Origin of the sequence: Klebsiella sp. NPDC088457 (genome assembly GCF_044900465.1) — a bacterium.
GTDB lineage: Bacteria > Pseudomonadota > Gammaproteobacteria > Enterobacterales > Enterobacteriaceae > Klebsiella.
On sequence record NZ_JBJDNH010000018.1, the window covers coordinates 1 to 20,333 of the forward strand.

A 20,333-nucleotide genomic window follows, 5' to 3' on the forward strand; every position below is an offset into this window, starting at 1 on the left:
AAGGCATGTTATAGTCACTCATATATTGAGGCAAGTGACCACGGGTCTAATTCCGAGTAAAACTATGTTTTGTGTGATTTATCGAAGTACTAAACGTGAGCAAACCTATTTGTATGTCGAAAAAAGGGACGATTTCTCACGCGTTCCCGCCGAATTGATGGACAGCTTCGGCACGCCGCAAATGACGATGCTTTTGCCGCTCGACGGACGTAAAAAGCTCGCGGGTGCCGATCTGGAAAAAGTAAAACAGGCGCTGATCGATCAGGGCTATTACCTGCAACTTCCTCCTCCGACTGAGAATCTACTGAAGAAACACCTGGCGGAACAGGGGAATAAATCTGATTAAACCACCGAGGGGAAATAATGTACCAACATCACAACTGGCAGGGAGCATTACTGGATTACCCGGTAAGTAAAGTCGTTTGCGTAGGCAGCAATTATGCAAATCACATCAAGGAAATGGGCAGTGCGCTACCGGAAGAGCCGGTGCTGTTTATTAAACCTGAGACGGCGCTATGCGATATTCGCCAGCCGTTGGTGTTCCCTGAAGGTCTGGGTTCGGTGCACCACGAGGTGGAGCTGGCGGTGCTGATCGGCAGCACGCTGCGCCAGGCGACGGAAGAGCATGTGCTGAAAGCGATAGCGGGCTACGGCGTGGCGCTCGACCTGACCCTGAGGGATTTGCAGGCGAAGATGAAAAAGGCCGGTCAGCCGTGGGAAAAAGCCAAGGGCTTCGATAATTCCTGTCCGGTCTCCGGTTTTATTCCTGCCGCAGAATTCCACGGCGATCCGCAAAATACGCCGTTGAGTCTGCAGGTGAATGGCGAGGTTCGTCAGCAGGGGACGACCGCCGATATGATCCATAAAATCGTGCCGCTGATTGCCTACATGTCGCGCTTCTTTACCCTTAAAGCTGGCGACGTGGTGCTCACCGGGACGCCGGAAGGCGTCGGGCCGCTGCACAGCGGTGACGATCTGGAAGTGGGTTTTAACGGTTTTTCGTTGACCACCCGGGTGCTGTAACGTCCGCTTGCCGCCTCTCGCAGGCGGCAAAACTTGCATCGGTGTGCCAGACTGGTTATAAGGTGCACCCTGAATTGCAATCACGGATATCCCCTATGAGCGAACAACCTTTCTGGCAACACAAAACACTGGATGAAATGACCGATGCAGAGTGGGAATCACTGTGCGACGGCTGTGGACAGTGCTGCCTGCATAAGCTGATGGATGAGGATACCGATGAAATCTATTTCACCAACGTCGCCTGCCGTCAGTTAAATATCAAAACCTGTCAGTGCCGCAACTATGAGCGACGTTTCGAATACGAACCGGACTGCATTAAACTAACGCGTGACAACCTGCCGACGTTTGAGTGGCTACCGCCAACCTGCGCCTATCGCCTGCTGGCGGAAGGCCAGCCTTTACCGCACTGGCACCCGCTGTTGAGCGGCTCGAAAGCGGCGATGCACGGCGAACGCATCTCCGTGCGCCATATTGCGGTGAAGGAGGAGACGGTACGCGACTGGCAGGACCATATTTTGAATAAGCCTGACTGGGCGCAGTAAGGCGTTCACGTCAGCTGCTAGCTATTGCGCAAACCCGCCGTCCGGCGGGTTTTGTGTTTTGTTGCTCAGATTTACCATTGATGAAGTCTGGCTTTCTTGACCGATGTCATCCGTCAAACGACAAATGACTCAGGCTTTCTTCGCGTGGAACAGCCCGTTTTCACCGTGCGCGTCGTCTTCCACCCAGAAGTGGATATTGAACTGCGCATCCTCGCTGAGCTCAACGCGATGCCAGTACTGCGGCGGACTGGTGGCAAACTGGCCGGCGTTAATCACCACCTTCACTTCCGGTTCAGTGGCCCGCTCATCAGCGAAGCCATAATAGGTCACCGTGCCTTCCATCACGCACAGCTGGCCGAAAACCCCGGCGGCGGTATTGTGGTGGCTGAGCAGAGCGGCGGGGACATTCTCTTTGGTGAAGAACGGGGTGGAACGTTTAACTTTCCAGTTAGCTGGAATACGCAAGTGAGACATCGTCAGCTCCTTAGCAGGACTCTATAAGATGTATTTAATATGCATCTTTATGGGTGGCGGCGTCAACGTACAGATAAAAAAAACGCTCCCGAAGGAGCGTTTTCTCTACTGGGCCTAGCGCCCGAACAGATCGCGTTTTTTGGGTTTGAAGGGCTGAGCAATCAGCACCAGTAATCCAACGATCAGATAGGCGGCGAAGATCCCGACCAGCCACTGCGGCATCTCCAGCGTCAGAAACTCCCACTGGCGCACGGAGCAGTCGCCGCTGGCAACAAACATCTGCGGCAGCCATTTGTCCAGCGGTAGCCACGTCGGGAAGCGGGCGGCGAAATCGCAGGTCTGAAACGGGGAAGGATGCAGCTGAATCATCGTGTGTTCCCACGCCAGCTGCAGGCCCCGCAGGGCGCTATACAGCCAGATCACCAGCGCCACGTAGCGTAACGGCGTTTTCGGCGCGATGGCGCCGACGATACCGGCAGCCATAATGCCTAATAACGCACAACGTTCATAAATACACATCACGCAGGGTTGTAGCAGCATCACGTGCTGAAACCACAGCGCGACTAACTCAAGGATAAAAGCGGTTAACGCCATCAGGAGCCAGGCTCCGCGTCCCCGCGAGCACTGGTTTAAATATCGCAACATAGTCATTTCCCTGAAACATGCTAAATCATGGCAGTGTAAACGAAAACCGTACCGACGCCAGCAGCTTGTCGGAAAATATTACATAAAAGAAGTGCGCTTATCCGCCTGAAGAAGGCGGATAAGCGCAGCTTGATTTAAGGAAGTGACGGCGTAACGAGCCAGTGGTTATCGAGCATCCATTGGGTGGCGGGCATTAAGGTGAACTCAACGCACAGTAAACCGACCAGGGTCATCACAAGGGTATAAGGCAGCGCCATCCACACCATGCGCCCGTAGGAAAGGCGAATCAGCGGCGCCAGCGTGGAGGTCAGCAGGAACAAAAAGGCCGCCTGGCCGTTCGGCGTGGCGACGGAAGGCAGGTTGGTACCGGTGTTAATGGCCACGGCCAACAGCTCAAACTGCGGCAGGCTGATAACGCCGTGCTGTAGCGCGGTTTTCGCTTCGTTGATGTACACCGTGCCGACAAAGACGTTATCGGAGATCGACGACAGCAAACCGTTAAACAGATAGAACAATGACAGTTGAGCGTGCGGTGAGGCCTGCAGGACAAACTGAATCACCGGCGTAAACAGGTGCTGGTCGATGATCACGGCAACGACGGCGAAAAAGACGGTCAGCAGGGCGGTGAACGGTAGCGCCTCGGTAAAGGCTTTGCCGATGGCATGCTCATCGGTGACACCGGAGAAAGTCGTCGCCAGAATAATCACCGATAAACCGATCAGGCCCACCTCCGCGAGATGCATCGCCAGCGCAATCACCAGCCAGATGCCGATAATCCCCTGGGCAATGAGCCGCAGGCGGTCCTGGCGGCTACGCTGCTGGCGGCTGCGATCGTCATAGTCCTGTAAAACCTTACGCACCGCTGGCGGTAACGGCTCACCGTAGCCGAATAGCTTGAATTTCTCCAGCAGCAGGCAGGTCAGCAGGCCGCAGACGACGACCGGCAAGGTCACCGGCGCCATGCGTAAAAAGAACTCGCCGAAGTGCCAGCCGGCCGCTTTTGAGATAATCAGGTTTTGCGGCTCGCCGACCATGGTCATCACGCCGCCCAACGCTGTCCCGACGCCCGCATGCATCATCAGGCTACGCAGAAAACCGCGGAACTGTTCCAGCACGCCGCGATCATGTGGGTCGAGATGGCTATCGTCCAGGATGTCGTTATCGTCCGGGCGCGAAGAGGCTACGCGATGATAAATACCGTAAAAGCCGACGGCGACGCTAATCACCACCGCCACCACGGTTAACGCATCGAGAAAGGCGGAGAGGAAGGCCGCAGCCAGACAAAAAGCGAGCGACAACATCATTTTGCTACGAATACCCAGCAGCAGACGGGTAAAGATAAACAGCAGCAGCTGCTTCATAAAGTAAATCCCCGCCACCATAAACATCAGCAGCAGGAGAACTTCCAGATTGTTGGCGATTTCTTCACGAATATGCTCGGGGCTGGTCATGCCGATAAACACGGCTTCTATCGCCAGCAGGCCGCCTGGCAGCAGCGGATAGCATTTGAGCGCCATGGCGAGGGTACAAATAAACTCAACCACCAACAGCCAGCCGGCGATAAAAGGGTTAAGATAAAACACCAGCGGGTTAATGAGTAAGACGATGATGAGAGTGAGCTTGTACCAGTCCGGCGACTGGCCAAGAAAATTGCGCCACAGGGCGCGGCCATAAGACATTTCCACGACAGACATCCTTCCCGCCAAATTAATGACATGATTTTACACGTAACTATTTACAAGACTAGCAGTTGAGCAAAATGGGAAGCAACTGACTTCGCCTCGCATTCCGGCCATGGCCCGCGTGAAATGAAAAGCTGAAAATGAAACGGCGATCCCCTTTTAATTACTTTATGATGCTATCTGCACTATAGCGGCTCTGGTATGATGAGTAGAATTTGCAACGCTGTGTAATGGAAATCTTACTATGGTCATTAAGGCGCAAAGCCCTGCGGGTTTCGCGGAAGAGTACATCATCGAAAGTATCTGGAATAACCGTTTTCCACCAGGCACGATTCTCCCTGCTGAACGTGAACTTTCTGAACTGATTGGCGTGACCCGCACTACCTTACGCGAAGTGTTGCAACGTCTGGCCCGTGACGGCTGGTTAACCATTCAGCACGGCAAACCGACGAAGGTGAACAATTTCTGGGAAACGTCCGGGTTGAATATCCTCGAAACTCTGGCGCGTCTCGATCACGACAGCGTTCCGCAGCTGATCGATAATCTGCTGTCGGTACGTACCAATATTTCGACTATTTTTATCCGCACCGCCTTCCGTCAGCACCCTGAAAACGCCCTGCAGGTTCTGGCCAGCGCGCGCGAGGTGGAAGACCACGCCGATGCCTTTGCCGATCTGGACTACAACATTTTCCGCGGCCTGGCGTTTGCCTCCGGCAACCCGATCTACGGTCTGATCCTAAACGGAATGAAAGGGCTGTATACCCGTATCGGCCGCCACTATTTCGCCAACCCGGAAGCACGCAGCCTGGCGTTGGGCTTTTATCACCAGCTGGCGAAGGTGTGTGAAGAGGGGCTGCACGAGAAGGTGTATGACATTGTCCGCCGCTACGGCCACGACAGCGGTGAAATCTGGCACCGGATGCAGAAAACTATGTCGGGCGATTTAGTCATCGGCATGCGCTAACGCGCACTGCAGCAGAAAAAACGCCCGGCGGAAACCGGGCGTTATGCTTTTCGCTCAGCTACAGCGCATTCGGGCGCGGCGGGCTGCGATCCAGCAGTTCGATACTGCCATCGGCGTTTTGCTGTTCCAGCAGGATATCAAACCCCCACAGGCGGTGGACGTGCTTGAGCACTTCCCGGCGGCCTTTATCCAGCGGCACGCGGTTGTGCGGCACATAGCGCAGCGTCAGCGATCGGTCGCCGCGCAAATCGACGCTCCATACCTGAATATTCGGTTCGAGGTTGCTGAGATTGTACTGAGCGGACAGCTTCGAGCGAATCTCCCGATACCCCTCTTCGTTATGGATAGCGGAAATCTCCAGATAGTTATTATGATCGTCATCGAGCACCGTAAAGAAGCGGAAATCGCGCATAATTTTCGGCGACAGGAACTGGCTGATAAAACTCTCATCTTTAAAATCGCGCATCGCGAAATGCAGCGTTTCCAGCCAGTCGGAACCGGCGATATCCGGGAACCAGTAGCGGTCCTCTTCGGTGGGTGACTGGCAAATGCGTTTAATGTCCTGGAACATGGCAAAGCCCAGCGCATAGGGGTTAATCCCGTTGTACCACTGGCTGTTATAGGGCGGCTGAAAGACCACGTTGGTGTGGCTGTGCAGGAACTCCAGCATAAAGCGCTCCGTCACTTTCCCCTCATCGTACAGGTGGTTGAGGATGGTGTAATGCCAGAAGGTCGCCCAGCCTTCGTTCATCACCTGCGTCTGCTTCTGCGGATAAAAATACTGGCTGACCTTGCGCACAATCCGCAGGATTTCACGCTGCCACGGCTCCAGCAGCGGCGCATTCTTCTCCATAAAGTACAGCAGGTTCTCCTGCGGCTCTGAAGGATAGCGGCGTGCGGATTCGATGGTTTTCTCTTCTTCCCGCTTCGGCAGGGTGCGCCACAGCATATTGACCTGACTTTGCAGATACTCTTCGCGGCTTTTTTGTCGCGCCTTCTCCTCCTGCAGTGAGATTTTCTGCGGACGTTTATAGCGGTCGACGCCGTAGTTCATCAGGGCATGGCAGGAGTCGAGTAGTTTTTCTACCTCATCGACGCCATAGCGCTCTTCGCAGTCGGTGATGTATTTACGGGCGAAGATCAGGTAATCAATGATCGAGCTGGCGTCGGTCCAGCTGCGAAACAGGTAGTTGTTTTTGAAAAAGGAGTTGTGCCCGTAGCAGGCATGGGCCATCACCAGCGCCTGCATGGTAATGGTGTTCTCCTCCATCAGATAGGCGATGCAGGGATTGGAGTTGATCACAATCTCGTAGGCCAGGCCCTGTTGACCGTGCTTATACGCCTGTTCAGTTTCGATAAACTTCTTGCCGAACGACCAGTGCGGATAGTTGATCGGCATACCGACGCTGGAGTAGGCATCCATCATCTGCTCGGAGGTAATGACTTCGATTTGATGGGGATAGGTGTCGAGCCGATACAGCTTGGCTACCCGGTCAACTTCGGCAAGGTAGGTCTCCAGTAGTTCAAAAGTCCAATCGGGTCCATCGCTTAAACGAGTGGTGTCCCTGTTCATGGAATCAATCGTAGCCATTAGCGCGCCCTCATTGTCGGTGGCTCTCTCTGTACGGAGAACCTCTAAACAAGCATAGAACACGGCATGACAAACTGCGTCTGCCGACAATTTCTTTTCTTCGCGATTTCGCAATCTTAAAGGCGTTTTTTGGCGCTCGTTGCGGGATTTTATTCTGAGTAAAAATGAAGCGCAGCATGAGATAGTAAATCTATGGGGTCAATGCTGGTGCGGCATGCTGTGAGTTAAGTCACCATAAATAAAGCGTATGTTGAATAATATTTTCAACTGAGTTATCAATTTGTAATTAGATGATTGTTCTTTAACTATTACGGAGTCGCTATGCGAGTCGTCATACTGGGAAGTGGGGTAGTTGGGGTCGCGAGTGCCTGGTATTTAAGCCAGGCGGGGCATGAGGTGACGGTTATCGATCGCCAGCCCGGCGCCGCCGAAGAGACCAGCGCCGCCAACGCCGGGCAGATATCCCCGGGCTATGCCGCGCCATGGGCGGCGCCAGGCGTGCCGCTGAAGGCCATCAAATGGATGTTCCAGCGGCATGCGCCGCTGGCGATCGGCCTCGACGGCACGCAGTTCCAGTTGAAATGGATGTGGCAGATGCTGCGCAACTGCGATACCCGCCATTATATGGAGAACAAAGGGCGGATGGTGCGCCTGGCCGAGTACAGCCGCGACTGCCTGAAGGCGCTGCGCGAAAGTACCGGTATCCAGTATGAAGGGCGCCAGGGCGGTACCTTGCAACTCTTCCGTACCGAAAAGCAGTACGAGAACGCCACCCGCGACATCGCCGTGCTGGAGGATGCCGGCGTGCCTTATCAACTGCTGGAGGCGAAACGTCTGCTGGAGGTCGAACCCGCCTTAGCCGAGGTAAGCCACAAGTTGACCGGCGGCCTGCGTCTGCCGAATGACGAAACCGGCGATTGTCAGCTGTTTACCACGCGCCTCGCGGCGATGGCCGAGCAGGCGGGCGTTACGTTTCGCTTTAATACCTCGGTCGATGCGCTGCTGTATGAAGGCGAACAGATCTACGGCGTGAAATGCGGCGCTGAAATTATTAAAGGCGATGCGTACGTGATGGCTTTCGGTTCCTATTCTACGGCGATGCTGAAAGGGCTGGTGGATATCCCGGTCTATCCGCTAAAAGGCTATTCGCTGACGATTCCGATTGCCCGGGAGGACGGCGCGCCGGTTTCGACTATTCTTGATGAGACTTACAAAATCGCGATTACCCGTTTCGACCAGCGTATTCGTGTGGGCGGAATGGCGGAAATTGTCGGCTTTAATAAAGAGCTGTTACAGCCGCGTCGCGAAACGCTGGAAATGGTGGTGCGCGATCTGTTCCCGCGCGGTGGTCACGTTGAGCAGGCCACCTTCTGGACCGGACTGCGTCCGATGACCCCGGACGGCACGCCGGTGGTCGGTCGCACGCCCTATAAGAATTTGTGGCTCAACACCGGGCATGGCACCCTGGGCTGGACGATGGCCTGCGGATCCGGGCAGCTGCTCAGCGATTTGATCTCGGGCCGCACGCCGGCAATTCCGTATGATGACCTCGCCGTTGCGCGCTACAGCCCCGGTTTTACCCCGGCGCGCGCCCAGCACCTGCACGGTGTTCATAACTAAGGAGTCTTCATGTCTCGTCCTGTACTGGCCAGCATTGATTTGTCGGCCTTGCGGCAGAATTTACAGATTGTCCGGCGCGCGGCCCCCGCGTCGCGCCTGTGGGCGGTGGTGAAAGCCAACGCCTATGGTCACGGTTTATCGCGCGTCTGGAACTCGCTGAGCGGCGCGGATGGCTTTGCGATGCTCAATCTTGAAGAGGCGATCCTGCTGCGGGAACACGGCTGGAAAGGGCCGATTCTGCTGCTGGAGGGCTTTTTCCACGCCGATGAGCTGGCGCTATTTGATAAGTATCGCCTGACCACCAGCGTACACAGTAACTGGCAAATTAAGGCGCTCCAGCAGGCGAAGCTGCACGCGCCGCTGGATATCTACGTTAAGGTCAACAGCGGGATGAATCGTCTGGGCTTTATGCCGGAGCGTATTCATACCGTCTGGCAGCAGCTGCGGGCGTTGACCAATGTCAGTGAAATGACGCTGATGTCGCATTTTGCCGACGCGGAAAATCCGCAGGGTATTGTTGAGCCGATGCGCCGCATCGAACAGGCAGCGGAGGGGCTCAACTGCGCGCGGTCGTTGGCGAATTCGGCGGCGGCGCTGTGGCATCCGGAAGCGCATTTTGACTGGGTCAGGCCGGGGATCGTGCTGTATGGCGCCTCGCCTTCCGGTCAGTGGCAGGATATTGCCAACAGTGGACTCAAGCCGGTGATGAGCCTCAGCAGCGAAATTATTGCCGTGCAAAACCTGAAGGCCGGGGATGCGGTGGGCTACGGCGGCCTGTATCGGGCGGCAGAAGAGCAGCGCATCGGCATCGTGGCCTGCGGTTACGCTGACGGCTATCCGCGGGTGGCGCCGGACGGCACGCCGGTGCTGGTTGACGGGGTGCGCACCACCACGGTGGGACGGGTCTCGATGGATATGCTGGCGGTCGATTTAACGCCGTGCCCACAGGCGGGGATCGGCGCGCCGGTCGAACTGTGGGGGAAAGAGATTAAAATTGACGATGTCGCCGGAGCCTGCGGCACCGTCGGCTACGAGTTAATGTGCGCGCTGGCGCCGCGCGTTCCGGTGGTGACCGGGTAACTTGCCTGAACGGCGCCATTCGCCGGTCTTGACGGACTCGCCGTACAGCGTGCGCTAGCTGGCAAAAGCCTACCAGCAACAGGGGGCGTTGCCGTTGTGCCGAGGCACGGTGCTGCGCCGGGTTCGCTGACCGCCATTGACTGGCAGCAGTGGATGGCGGCAACGCGACTGGTGGTACGCGAAGCAACCCGACTAGCCGGGGCGAACGTCCCGCTGCATGTTATCGGCTATTCCAACGGCGGCAAATATGCGCTCGACGCGCTGGATGATAAGGCCTTATCTTCACCGCAGCAGATAGTCCTGCTGTCGCCGATGATTGGGGGGACCGCTTTTGCCCGCTTTGCCGGACTGGCGGGATTACCGGCGGTGTTTCCTGCTTTTGCGCGGACGGCATGGCTGAACGTGGTGCCCGAGTTTAATCCTTATAAATACAACTCCTTTCCGGTGAAGACGGCCCGACAGTCGTGGCTGCAACCCAGGCGCTGCAGGAGAACATTGTCCTGGATTCCCGCAGCCAGCGGCTCACTGCGCATGCTCGAGTGCTGACGTTTCAGTCGGTGATAGACTCCTCTGTCAGCACCAGGCCGTGGTGGATCCGCTGTATTGCTATTTGCCGGAAAACGGCAGTGCACTGGTGATTTTTGATATCAACCAAGCGGCGAATTTGCGCGCGCTGTTTCGACCTGCGGTTTACTCTGCACTCAGCACGCGATTGCGCCAGCGCCGCTATCGCACAACGGTGATTACCAATGCCTCGCCCACCACGTACGATACCGTATCACGCCAGCATGCGCGCAAGAGGAGCTGGTGACGCGGCTGAACATTGCATGGCCGCAGGATATGTATTCGCTCTCGCACGTCGCGGTGCCATTTCCGATGTTAGCGTCGGGCTGGATACGCTGATGCGCGTAACCTCCAACCCGTTCTTCCCGTTTATGATGGACCGTATTCAGCAACATATTCACGGCGCTTTCCCGCCTTCCCCTGAATTGGGGATTATAATGCAGAGGACATCCTTTTATTTCCCGGCCAGCATATACGCCTGATTCAATGAGCGTCGTGAGAATGTCCTGATTCAGACATGGTGGCTTTATCGTTCCGGGAGATCGCCTTGCCGGCTACTATATACCTGTCATAAGGGACGCCTGTTAGCAGCAAAATGGCGGCAGTGATATTTGCAAAGGAGGTTTATTATTCCCAGACTGAATCGTTACCGGTGATTTTTTTAAGGAAAAATCTATGCAACATTGTCGGCTGATAGTATGGGCAACTCTGGTTATTTTCGCCACTGCGGTACAGGCTGAAGACCATGTTTACGGCGAACAGCGCATCAGCGGCTGGTGGAACTGGCTCAAAAACGATGTTTCGCAAACCTGGAATCAGCCGCAAAATTATGATCTGTATCTGCCGTTTCTTAGCTGGCACAACCGTTTAACCTACGATAAAGAGAAAACGGATAATTACAATGAGATGCCCTGGGGCGGCGGCTTCGGCCTCTCTCGTTATCACGATGAGGGCGACTGGAGTTCGCTGTATGCCATGATGTTTAAGGATTCGCATAACAAGTGGCAGCCGATCGTTGGCTACGGCTGGGAGAAGGGCTGGTATCTGGATAGCCGCCAGGATTTCCGCCTTGGCCTTGGCGTGACCGCCGGGATCACCGCCCGCGATGATTTTGCTAATTACGTGCCCTTACCGATTATTCTTCCCTTGTTTTCCGCTAGCTATCAGCAAGTTAGCGTACAATTCACCTATATTCCTGGCACCTACAATAACGGTAACGTCCTGTTTGCCTGGCTCCGCTATGGTTTTTAAACCCGGATCCAGGCAGGGCACCGGTGATTTAAAGGGTGATCACTTTTTTAGCGATGGAGTTGGATAACGCCAGCATTGAAATCAATACCGAGACGATAAACGTCAGGGCAATCAGCATTAATTTTGTGGTCAGCGAACCGATTGGGATAAGGGTGCTCAGGAGATGAAAAACTGAGTAATGGAGGATATAAACCCCGGTCATCGTTTTGCTGATTGCCGCCAGAATACTCTCTTTAAACTCGCTGTTTTTCCGGAAACGGACGCCGTTGGCCGCAATAACCAGCGCGACCACCAGAATATAAATTTGCGAACCGGTGAGAATGAACGCATTTCTGTCGGCCTTGAACAGGGCAAAAAAGAAATGGCGCTCGTAAAACCAGGTGAAAAGATAAATAAAGGGTATAGCAAACATCGCGGCTTTGACCACGTTATCTCGATTAAGCCAGCGCACCACCAGCGGGTCGCTAAACAGCTGACCGGTTAAATAGAACAAGAGCCAGGTCCACAGGCGATACTGCGGCGCCAGCGTCAGCGCATGCACGTTGGGATAGAGGGCCGCCAGCAGGTCGTATCCATAGGAGAAAAGCAGTAACACAAACACCAAGCCAAAGAAGAGCCTTCTGCGCTGGCTTAGCCACTCGATCAGCGGGTGGAAGGTATAAATCACAATAAAGGCGAAGACAAACCACGGCTGGATAAGATAGCCGCGCTGATAGGGCTCACAGAGGTAGTAAATCGTCATCCAGAAAAGAAAGACGATCACCACGCTTTTAATTTTCTCCATCTGCCAGCTCGTGTTATGCCGGGACTGAGCATCGAGATAGCCGGCCACCACAAAAAACAGCGGCGTGGCGATGGTCGAGATAAACGTCAGAAAGCCGAGGATCCAGTGATAATCGTAATCATACCGATCCCAGGTGTTATAGATGGTAAAGAAGGTGACCGCCGTCATGCATCCCAGCGTTTTAATAATATTTAAGCCAGTGGTGTTCATTGTGGTTGTTGCATATCCTTAGGGTGGAAACAGGCGTAAATCACCGGAAGAACCAGTAGCGTCAGAATGGTCGCAAAACCCAGCCCAAACATGATAACCACCGCCATACTCTGAAAGAAGACGTCCAGCAGCAGCGGCGCCAGCCCGAGCACAGTGGTGAAGGCCGTGAGCAGTATAGGGCGTAAGCGCGAGGTTGCCGCATAGATAATCGCCTCGTGCTGCGGTTTTTCCTGTTTTTGTTGTTCAATCTCTTCGACCAGCACGATGCCGTTACGGATAAGCATTCCGCTCAGGCTGAGTAAACCGATAAGCGCCATAAAACCAAAAGGGATGCCGGTAATTAAAAATCCCGGCGTCACACCGATCAGCGCCAGCGGCACGGTCAGCCAGATGGCAACGGCATTTTTCAGCGAGCTGAACATCAGGACGGTGATGATGAACATCACCAGATAACCCAATGGCAGGGTGGTGAACAGTCCCTGCTGTGCTTCGCTGGAGTTCTCCGCGTCGCCTCCTTACTCAATACTGTAGCCTTGCGGCAGGCTGAGCGCGTTAATCTGCGGCTGGACCCTCGCCAGAATATCGCCCGGGGTTTGATTGCTCAGCGGGTCGGGGTCGGTCATCACTGTGAGCACGCGGCTGCGGTCGCGGCGCAGAATTAACGGGTCTTCCCATTCGAGGTTAAAGCCGCTGACCACGTTGCTCAGCGGAATGTACTGCTGACGGCTTTGGCTCCACACCAGCACGTTTTTCAGATGGTTAGCATCCTGACGTTCGGCGGCCGGCGGGCGCACCACCACCGGCAGCAGATCGGCGCCTTCGCGGTACAGCCCGACGCGGCTACCGCTGAAATTCATCTGCAGCGCACTGTCGATATCTTGCTTATCCACCCCCAGCTCGCGCCCCACGGTAGGAGAATACTGCGGGCGGAGCGTTTTACTGCGGTTTTGCCAGTCGTTGCGCACGCTGCCGACGACCGGATCTGCCGTGAGGATGGTACTTACCTGGCTGGCTATTAGCCGCAATCTGTCGGGATCGGGGCCTTTAATACGCACCTCGATTGCGCTGTCGCCGGATGGACCAAACATCACCCGTTTGCTGCTGGCATTAACCTGCGGATAGTGACGGGCAATATAGGCATCCACGTGGCGAGTGAGGGCGTCAATACTGCGCTGGTCGTCCATACGCACCATGATCTGCGCATAGTTGCTGTACTGCCGCTGGCCGCTATAGGTGAGGATAAAGCGCATACTGCCCTGACCGACGGTCGCCACGGTGGTGACGACGCCGGGCTGGCCGTTAATCGCGGTTTCGATATCGCTGGCCATTTTTTCCGTGGAGGCAATGTCGGTGCCGTAGGGCAGCCACAGATCCACAAAGAAGATCGGCGTATTGGATGACGGGAAAAAGTTCTGCCGCACCGAGCCAAATCCCCAGACTGCGCCAGCCAGCAGCGCTGCCATCACCACGAGGGTGACGGTTTTTTGCCGCAACAGGGCGTTGAGGATCCGCTGGTAGCTGCGGTAGAAGCGCCCGCGGTAAGGATCGGTCTCAGCGGCCGGCGCCGGGGATGCCGCGCCTTTAAACAGCCACCATTTGATCAGCACCGGGGTAATGGTGAGCGCCGAGAACCAGCTGAGCATCAGGGAGATTAACAGTACCTGGAACAGCGATTTACAATATTCCCCCGTCGAGTCCTGCGACAGACCGATAGGCGCGAAGGCGAGGATCGCAATCACCGTTGCTCCCAGCAGGGGCAGGGCGGAACGGCGGATAACGTAGTTGATGGCGGTCAGCAGCGTTGACCCCTGCTGGCGGGCAATCAGCACCCCTTCGACAATCACGATAGCATTATCGACCAGCATACTGAGGGCGATAATGAGCGCCCCCAGCGAAATCCGCTGTAGCTCAATACCCCACAGGTACATAATCAGCAGCGTGCCCAGCACGTTGAGGGCCAGCGAGAACGCAATAATAATACCGCTGCGCACGCCCATAAAGATCAGCAGCACGCCGACAACAATGGCCAGCGCCATTAAGAAATTAGTGATAAAGCCGTTAACCGAGTGGCCAACTTCAGTCGCCTGATCGTAGAACAGATCGAGGTGAATCCCGGCGGGTTTTTCCGCCGACATTTGCGCCAGTTTAGCCTCCAGCGCGTGGCCAACATCGATGACGTTGACGCCGGGAATAAACGAGACGCCCATCGTCACCGCCTGGCGGCCGTTGGCGTGGTAGATGCTGGACGGGGATTCGCTCAACCCGCGCGAGATCGTCGCAATATCCCGCAGCCGGGTCGCCGCTCCCGTGCCATGCGGGTTGATCGGCAGGTCGCCCAGTTCGTCGATATTGTCAAATTCCCCGGTGGGATGCAGGCGAATGGACTCGCTGCCGGATTTTATCTCCCCGGCGCTGGAAACGACGTTCAGGCGGCTGAGAAGAGCGGAAAGTTGATTAAGGGTAATGCCGCGGGCCGCCATTTTAGGCAGCGAGATATCAATGTTAATTTGCTGGGGGATCGCGCCGCCGATGGCGACCTTGCCAACGCCGGGCACCAGCACCAGCTCCCGGCGCAGCTGCTCGGCATAGCGAACCAGCTCCGGATTGGTAAAACTGTCGCCGGAAATGGCAAAGAAGAAGCCAAATACGTCGCCGAAATCATCGTTCACGAAGGGGGAAACCACGCCCGGCGGAAAGAGGCTAGCCGCATCGCCCACCCGGCGCCGCAGCTCGTCCCAGATTTGCGGCAGCTCGTTGGAGTGGTAATTCGAGGCGATATTCACCGTAATCTGCGACAGCCCGTTGGACGAAATAGAGCTGACGTTATCCAGGTAGGGCAACTGTTGCAGGGCGTTTTCCAGAGGCAGGGTGACTTCTTCCTCGACCTGTTGCGCCGATGCGCCAGGATAGTGGGTAATGACCACCGCCGTTTTAATGGTAAAGGCCGGATCTTCCAGACGGCCGATATTGAGCAGGGCGAAAATACCGCCAATACCCAGCAGCAGAATGGTTAACCAGACGCGAACGGGATTATTAATAAACTGGCGAGAGATATCCATTACAGGCCTCGTTCACGCGTCCAGATTCGAACCGGCTGCTGCGCATGCAGTTCGCTTACGCCAGCCGCCACTACGCGCTCGCCGGCACTGAGTCCATCGGTAATAACCACCCCCTGGGTTGTCACCTGCCCGACGCTCACTTTGCGATCTTCAAGATGCAGCTGCTCGCCATCGCCTTTAATCACCCACACATGCGGCTCGTTGCGCGGATGATTATCGGGATTGAACACTGCCTCAACCGGCACCACCAGCGCTTCATGACCCGCGTTAGCGGGCAGATTTGCCAGATTCACCGTCACGGTGCCGCTGACGCCGCCCACCACAGGGAAATCAGCCGGGCGCGGCATGGTCAAAATTACCTGCCAGGTGAGGGTGCTATTGTCGCTGCTGCCGGAATGCTCTTTGTACTGGGCGGTGAACTGGCGGTCCGGCAGAGCGTTGATTTTCACTATCGGGCGGTACTGCGCATTGCGAATATCAAAGGCGCTAAACAGGTTTTCCGGAATACTGAAGACCACATCGAGGAGATCGGTACGCGTCAGGGTCACAATGGTCTGGCTGGCCGCGACCACCTGGTGATTGCGAACCGGCACGCTGGCTGCTACCCCGCTAAACGGCGCGTTTAGCGTCATCTGGTCGAGTTCTTCGTGGGCAATTTTCAGCGCGGCATTTGCCGAATCGCGGCTGGCGCGCTGGATGTCCATTTCGGCTTTCGAAATAGCCTGGCGGCCAGCCAGGGTCTGGAAGCGATCGAACTGCCGCTGCGCGAGCGTGGCGGCAGTTTGTCGTTCATTGACGCGCTGTTGGGCTTCCCGGGCGTTAAGGCTGGCGAGGACCTGTCCTTGCGTAATGTTCGCACCCTGACGAACGTCGAGCGATTCAATCTGGCCACCGCGTTTAAAAGACAGATCCGTAGAGTCCCCGGATTCGATGCGTGCAGGAAAAATACGTTGCTGTGAATCACCGACGGCGGTCACCTCCACCGCTTTAACCATCTGCGGTAGTGGCGTGACCTGAGGTGCTTTCTGATCGCAAGCTGTTGTTATTAAAATAACAACAGGAATGAGAGAAAAATAACGCTTCACTGTATTCCCCTCAGAGTGAATAGATTTATTTTACATGTTTGTTACAATCGCCATGATTATTCAGCCAACGCGGAGACAACGACATAAGTGAATAAACCTGTCGCCGTACAGGCAATGATTGCCAGGGCGATAAACAGGCTCAGACGAACCAGACTATAACCAAACATCGCTCCTCCTTTAGTACTGGATATATAGTAAGTAAATTCTCATATGCCTAATTATGGAGTGGTTTTTGGAAGTGCTATAGCTCCTGATTATGAGCATAGTCGTAGAAAAGCGGAAATGTTAAAAAGAGTAAAAATTGTCCTTATGTCGACGTTTTAACGTTGTTTCCAGCCGATTTGTCTGAGGGGAGCGGGTTCTGTGATATTTTTCAATATAATAATTGGTGGTTGAATAATGTTAACCGTCCTGTGCTACGTTTAATTATACCGACTTCTGTGCCAGCTTTTGTTTCTGAGATTCTTTCCTCAATACGACACGTCAGGCGTTAATCGCCAACTATTCTATTGGTAATAAAAGGATTGTCTCTATGTATAAAAATATCCTGGTCCCGGTTGATGTCTTTGAAATCGGCCTCGCCGACAAAGCGTTATCCCATGCTCAGTTTCTCGCGCAAAGCGCTTCCGCGCAAATTCATTTAGTGCACGTAAACCCGCTGTTTTCCCCGCAGCTAACGCGCGGATTTATTTCTGATGCACGAAAAATGGAAGACTATCTGGTTAAAAACTCAGAGGAAAAACTGGCTGAGCTGGCCAAAAAGTCCGCCTTGCCGGAAAGTGACATCCATATTCATGTCCGCAGCGGCAATATTCGTGATGAGGTGATCAAACTGGCCGACGAACTGCAGGCGGATGTGGTGATTATTGGCTCGCGTAACCCCAATATTCAGACCCACTTGCTGGGTTCCGAGGCGGCAAGCATCGTGCGTTATGCCCACGTTCCGGTTTTCGTTGTGCGTTAGGGGCGGCCTGATGCTGTTCTGATTTCCGTTACAGGAGTGAGGAGATAACTATGAGTACAGACAAACCGGCTGGCCCGTTTTACAAGCTCTCCGTCGATGAAACCCTGATCAGCACCAACAGTTCCTCCGAAGGTATTAGCAGCGCAGAAGCGGCCTCGCGACTCCAGCAATACGGTGAGAATGCGCTACCCCAAAAGCCGGGCAAACCCGCCTGGCTCCGCTTCCTCGCCCATTTCAACGATGTCCTGATCTACGTCCTGCTGGCAGCCGCGCTGCTGACTGCGGTCATGGGGCACTGGGTCGATACCCTGGTGATCCTCGGCGTCGCGGTGATCAATGCCCTGATTGGCCATATCCAGGAAAGTAATGCGGAAAAATCGCTGCAGAGCATTCGCAATATGCTTTCCAGCGAAGCGGTGGTGATTCGTCAGGGGAACCATGAAACGGTGGCGACCACCGCGCTGGTGCCGGGTGACATTGTGGTGATCCGGGCAGGTGACCGAATCCCTGCCGACCTGCGGGTTATTGAAGCCCACAATCTGCGTGTGGAAGAGGCGATTCTCACCGGTGAGTCGACGGTCGTGGAAAAAAACACCGAGGCGCTGAGCGGCGAGCTTCCCCTCGGCGATCGCACGAACCTGCTGTTTTCGGGGACCACGGTCAGTTCCGGCGGCGGGAAAGGTCTGGTGGTGGCGACCGGCGGGGATACCGAACTGGGCCATATCAACCAGATGATGGCGGATATTGAAAAGCACCGTACGCCGCTGCTGGTACAGATGGATAAGCTCGGCAAAGCCATCTTTATTATCATCCTGGTGATGATGGCCGCGCTGTTCGTCTTCAGCCTGCTGTTTCGCGATATGCCGGTTTCAGAGCTGATGCTCTCGCTGATTAGCCTTGCGGTGGCGTCGGTGCCGGAAGGTTTGCCGGCGATCATCTCGATCATTCTCTCTTTGGGCGTGCAGACCATGGCGCGGCAGAAGGCGATTATCCGCAAGCTGCCGACCGTTGAGACCCTCGGGGCGATGACGGTGATCTGCTCGGATAAAACCGGAACGCTGACCATGAACGAGATGACGGTAAAAGCCGTCATTACGGCGGATACCGTCTATCGGGTAGAAGGTGATAGCTATGAACCGATCGGGAATATTCACCCGGTAGATGGCGCTGGGCCGGTTGTGGTGGCGCCCGGTACGCTGCTTGAGCGCTATTTGAGGACCATTGATTTATGTAATGACAGCCAGCTTATCAAGGATGAAAGCGGGTTATGGAAAATTACCGGCGGTCCAACGGAAGGGGCGCTGAAAGTGCTGGCGGCGAAAGTCGCGCTGCCGACTGTGGCCACCGAATTGCGCAGCAAAATCCCTTTCGATTCGCAATATAAATATATGTCGACGCTCTATCGGATCGGTAATGAAGAGATGATCTTAATCACCGGCGCCCCGGATGTGCTGTTCCGGCTTTGTCAGCAGCAGCAGACGGAGGATGGCCTGCAGCCGCTGAATCAGCCCTACTGGGAAGCGAAAATCGAAGAGTACGCGCGGGAAGGGTTGCGAATGGTCGCGGCGGCGTGGAAACCGGCGGCCAGCGGGCAAAGCGAGCTGACCCATCAGGATCTGCAGCAGGGGGTTATCCTCCTCGGCATTGCCGGGATGATGGACCCGCCGCGTCCGGAAGCGATTACGGCGATTGGCGACTGCCTGCAGGCGGGCATTCGGGTGAAAATGATCACTGGCGATCACCCGCAAACCGCAATGAGTATCGGCAAAATGCTTGGCATTGGCAATGCCGGCAATGCCATCACCGGGCGTGAACTGGAGGTGATGGACGACCAGCAGCTCAGCGAAGCGGCGCAGAAATTTGACATTTTCGCCCGTACCAGCCCGGAAGATAAATTCCGTCTGGTGCAGGCGTTGCAGAGTAAAAAAGAGGTGGTGGGGATGACCGGCGACGGGGTGAACGATGCTCCGGCGCTGAAGCAGGCTGACGTCGGGATCGCCATGGGCATCAAGGGAACCGAGGTGACCAAAGAGGCGGCCGATATGGTGCTGACGGATGATAACTTCGCCACCATCGCCAGCGCGGTCAGAGAAGGGCGGCGGGTGTACGATAACCTGAAGAAAACCATCCTTTTCATTATGCCGACCAACCTGGCGCAGGGGTTATTAATCATTATTGCGCTGCTGGCGGGGAACTTAATTCCTTTGACCCCGGTGCTGATCTTATGGATGAACATGGCGACCTCCGCCACGCTGTCGTTCGGCCTGGCGTTTGAGGCCGGCGAGAAGAACATTATGAAGCGCCCGCCGCGCGATCCTAAGCTGCATGTTATGGATGGTTTCGCTATCTGGCGGGTGATTTTTGTTGGTTCGATGATAGCCGTGAGCGCCTTTGTTCTGGAAGCCTGGCTCCAGCCACGTGGTTATGCGCCAGAGTTTATTCGTACCGTCCTGCTGCAAACGCTGGTGACCGCTCAGTGGTTTTATATGCTCAACTGCCGCGTTACCGACGGTTTTTCTCTGAGTAAAGGGCTACTGGCAAACAGAGGCATCTGGATCGTCAGCGCCGTCCTGCTGGCGCTGCAGCTGCTGATCATCTACGCGCCGTTTATGCAAATGCTGTTTGGTACCACCGCGCTGCCGTTCCGCTATTGGGTGATCACTTTTGTCATCGGATTTGTGATGTTCCTGATTGTGGAAATCGAAAAACCGTTAACCCGGAAATGGCGTACCGCCTGATGTAAGTCGACATGAGGATTCCTACTGTGAAAACGTTCAGGTAAAAGGTATGCGGGC

General features: G+C 55.3%; 15 protein-coding genes and 2 pseudogenes. 10 read left to right on the forward strand and 7 right to left on the reverse strand.

Annotation, left to right across the window (positions count from 1 at the left end; translation table 11 throughout):
• Nucleotides 1-64: 64 nt before the first annotated feature.
• The 3 genes from ACI2JR_RS13060 (at nt 65) to ACI2JR_RS13070 (ending at nt 1,565) form a co-directional block, all read left to right on the forward strand.
• A complete protein-coding gene (locus tag ACI2JR_RS13060) occupies nt 65-346 on the forward strand; it encodes a YcgL domain-containing protein (protein ID WP_132726210.1) in 282 nt (93 codons plus the stop codon).
• Nucleotides 347-363: 17 nt separating this feature from the next.
• Nucleotides 364-1,023 carry a fumarylacetoacetate hydrolase family protein gene (locus tag ACI2JR_RS13065; RefSeq protein ID WP_132724637.1) on the forward strand — a complete coding sequence of 220 codons (660 nt, stop codon included), beginning with the start codon at nt 364-366 and terminating at the stop codon, nt 1,021-1,023.
• A gap of 95 nt (nt 1,024-1,118) precedes the next feature.
• Complete coding sequence (locus ACI2JR_RS13070) at nt 1,119-1,565, forward strand: YcgN family cysteine cluster protein (protein WP_100682353.1); 447 nt, start codon at nt 1,119-1,121, stop codon at nt 1,563-1,565.
• Between the two features lie 129 nt (nt 1,566-1,694).
• On the opposite strand, the gene ACI2JR_RS13075 is transcribed toward ACI2JR_RS13070, so the two are convergent.
• From ACI2JR_RS13075 to nhaB, 3 genes are all read right to left on the reverse strand, one after another.
• On the reverse strand, nt 1,695-2,039 hold the full coding sequence (locus tag ACI2JR_RS13075; protein ID WP_132724635.1) for a TehB-like domain-containing protein: 345 nt from the start codon (nt 2,037-2,039) through the stop codon (nt 1,695-1,697).
• Between the two features lie 114 nt (nt 2,040-2,153).
• Nucleotides 2,154-2,684 carry a disulfide bond formation protein DsbB gene (dsbB, locus tag ACI2JR_RS13080; protein ID WP_132724633.1) on the reverse strand — a complete coding sequence of 177 codons (531 nt, stop codon included), beginning with the start codon at nt 2,682-2,684 and terminating at the stop codon, nt 2,154-2,156.
• Between the two features lie 134 nt (nt 2,685-2,818).
• Nucleotides 2,819-4,369, reverse strand: a complete 1,551-nt coding sequence (gene nhaB / locus ACI2JR_RS13085; protein WP_132724631.1) for a sodium/proton antiporter NhaB — start codon at nt 4,367-4,369, stop codon at nt 2,819-2,821.
• Nucleotides 4,370-4,610: 241 nt separating this feature from the next.
• On the opposite strand from nhaB, the gene fadR reads away from it, so the two are divergent.
• Nucleotides 4,611-5,330, forward strand: coding sequence for a fatty acid metabolism transcriptional regulator FadR (fadR, locus tag ACI2JR_RS13090; RefSeq protein ID WP_132724629.1), 720 nt, complete (start codon nt 4,611-4,613; stop codon nt 5,328-5,330).
• A gap of 58 nt (nt 5,331-5,388) precedes the next feature.
• On the opposite strand, the gene ACI2JR_RS13095 is transcribed toward fadR, so the two are convergent.
• Nucleotides 5,389-6,921 (reverse strand): SpoVR family protein, encoded by a 1,533-nt coding sequence (locus ACI2JR_RS13095; protein ID WP_132724627.1) that lies wholly within the window; start codon nt 6,919-6,921, stop codon nt 5,389-5,391.
• Between the two features lie 321 nt (nt 6,922-7,242).
• Here ACI2JR_RS13095 and ACI2JR_RS13100 point away from each other — a divergent pair, with 321 nt between their 5' ends.
• The 4 genes and pseudogenes from ACI2JR_RS13100 (at nt 7,243) to pagP (ending at nt 11,436) form a co-directional block, all read left to right on the forward strand.
• Nucleotides 7,243-8,541 (forward strand): D-amino acid dehydrogenase, encoded by a 1,299-nt coding sequence (locus ACI2JR_RS13100; protein WP_132724625.1) that lies wholly within the window; start codon nt 7,243-7,245, stop codon nt 8,539-8,541.
• A 9-nt stretch (nt 8,542-8,550) separates the two neighbouring features.
• On the forward strand, nt 8,551-9,621 hold the full coding sequence (gene dadX, locus ACI2JR_RS13105) for a catabolic alanine racemase DadX (protein WP_462478722.1): 1,071 nt from the start codon (nt 8,551-8,553) through the stop codon (nt 9,619-9,621).
• A gap of 28 nt (nt 9,622-9,649) precedes the next feature.
• A pseudogene (locus ACI2JR_RS13110) lies at nt 9,650-10,667 on the forward strand (alpha/beta hydrolase); the annotation flags it as partial.
• Nucleotides 10,668-10,860: 193 nt separating this feature from the next.
• Nucleotides 10,861-11,436, forward strand: a complete 576-nt coding sequence (gene pagP, locus ACI2JR_RS13115) for a lipid IV(A) palmitoyltransferase PagP (RefSeq protein WP_462478723.1) — start codon at nt 10,861-10,863, stop codon at nt 11,434-11,436.
• Nucleotides 11,437-11,464: 28 nt separating this feature from the next.
• On the opposite strand, the gene ACI2JR_RS13120 is transcribed toward pagP, so the two are convergent.
• From ACI2JR_RS13120 to ACI2JR_RS13130, 3 genes and pseudogenes are all read right to left on the reverse strand, one after another.
• Nucleotides 11,465-12,388 carry an acyltransferase gene (locus ACI2JR_RS13120; RefSeq protein ID WP_462478775.1) on the reverse strand — a complete coding sequence of 308 codons (924 nt, stop codon included), beginning with the start codon at nt 12,386-12,388 and terminating at the stop codon, nt 11,465-11,467.
• A gap of 38 nt (nt 12,389-12,426) precedes the next feature.
• Nucleotides 12,427-15,489: pseudogene (locus ACI2JR_RS13125) on the reverse strand (efflux RND transporter permease subunit).
• Nucleotides 15,489-16,574: an efflux RND transporter periplasmic adaptor subunit gene (locus tag ACI2JR_RS13130; protein WP_462478724.1), complete on the reverse strand. Its 1,086-nt coding sequence runs from the start codon at nt 16,572-16,574 to the stop codon at nt 15,489-15,491. The pseudogene ACI2JR_RS13125 and the gene ACI2JR_RS13130 overlap by 1 nt, the downstream one beginning before the upstream one ends.
• A 532-nt stretch (nt 16,575-17,106) precedes the next feature.
• Between ACI2JR_RS13130 and ACI2JR_RS13135 the strand changes: the two genes are divergently transcribed.
• Together ACI2JR_RS13135 and ACI2JR_RS13140 are read left to right on the forward strand one after the other, a co-directional pair.
• Nucleotides 17,107-17,538: a universal stress protein gene (locus ACI2JR_RS13135; RefSeq protein ID WP_462478725.1), complete on the forward strand. Its 432-nt coding sequence runs from the start codon at nt 17,107-17,109 to the stop codon at nt 17,536-17,538.
• Between the two features lie 50 nt (nt 17,539-17,588).
• A complete protein-coding gene (locus ACI2JR_RS13140; protein ID WP_462478726.1) occupies nt 17,589-20,276 on the forward strand; it encodes a cation-transporting P-type ATPase in 2,688 nt (895 codons plus the stop codon).
• Nucleotides 20,277-20,333 lie beyond the last annotated feature (57 nt).

What these genes read in the sequence shown, in the direction of transcription:
- ACI2JR_RS13075 (WP_132724635.1), bottom strand. Translation starts at nt 2,039, where the DNA reads ATGTCTCACTTGCGTATTCCAGCTAACTGGAAAGTTAAACGTTCCACC.
- ACI2JR_RS13100 (WP_132724625.1), top strand. Translation starts at nt 7,243, where the DNA reads ATGCGAGTCGTCATACTGGGAAGTGGGGTAGTTGGGGTCGCGAGTGCC.
- dsbB (WP_132724633.1), bottom strand. Translation starts at nt 2,684, where the DNA reads ATGTTGCGATATTTAAACCAGTGCTCGCGGGGACGCGGAGCCTGGCTC.
- ACI2JR_RS13065 (WP_132724637.1), top strand. Translation starts at nt 364, where the DNA reads ATGTACCAACATCACAACTGGCAGGGAGCATTACTGGATTACCCGGTA.
- ACI2JR_RS13140 (WP_462478726.1), top strand. Translation starts at nt 17,589, where the DNA reads ATGAGTACAGACAAACCGGCTGGCCCGTTTTACAAGCTCTCCGTCGAT.
- ACI2JR_RS13070 (WP_100682353.1), top strand. Translation starts at nt 1,119, where the DNA reads ATGAGCGAACAACCTTTCTGGCAACACAAAACACTGGATGAAATGACC.
- ACI2JR_RS13060 (WP_132726210.1), top strand. Translation starts at nt 65, where the DNA reads ATGTTTTGTGTGATTTATCGAAGTACTAAACGTGAGCAAACCTATTTG.
- dadX (WP_462478722.1), top strand. Translation starts at nt 8,551, where the DNA reads ATGTCTCGTCCTGTACTGGCCAGCATTGATTTGTCGGCCTTGCGGCAG.
- pagP (WP_462478723.1), top strand. Translation starts at nt 10,861, where the DNA reads ATGCAACATTGTCGGCTGATAGTATGGGCAACTCTGGTTATTTTCGCC.
- ACI2JR_RS13095 (WP_132724627.1), bottom strand. Translation starts at nt 6,921, where the DNA reads ATGGCTACGATTGATTCCATGAACAGGGACACCACTCGTTTAAGCGAT.
- ACI2JR_RS13120 (WP_462478775.1), bottom strand. Translation starts at nt 12,388, where the DNA reads ATGACGGCGGTCACCTTCTTTACCATCTATAACACCTGGGATCGGTAT.
- fadR (WP_132724629.1), top strand. Translation starts at nt 4,611, where the DNA reads ATGGTCATTAAGGCGCAAAGCCCTGCGGGTTTCGCGGAAGAGTACATC.
- ACI2JR_RS13135 (WP_462478725.1), top strand. Translation starts at nt 17,107, where the DNA reads ATGTATAAAAATATCCTGGTCCCGGTTGATGTCTTTGAAATCGGCCTC.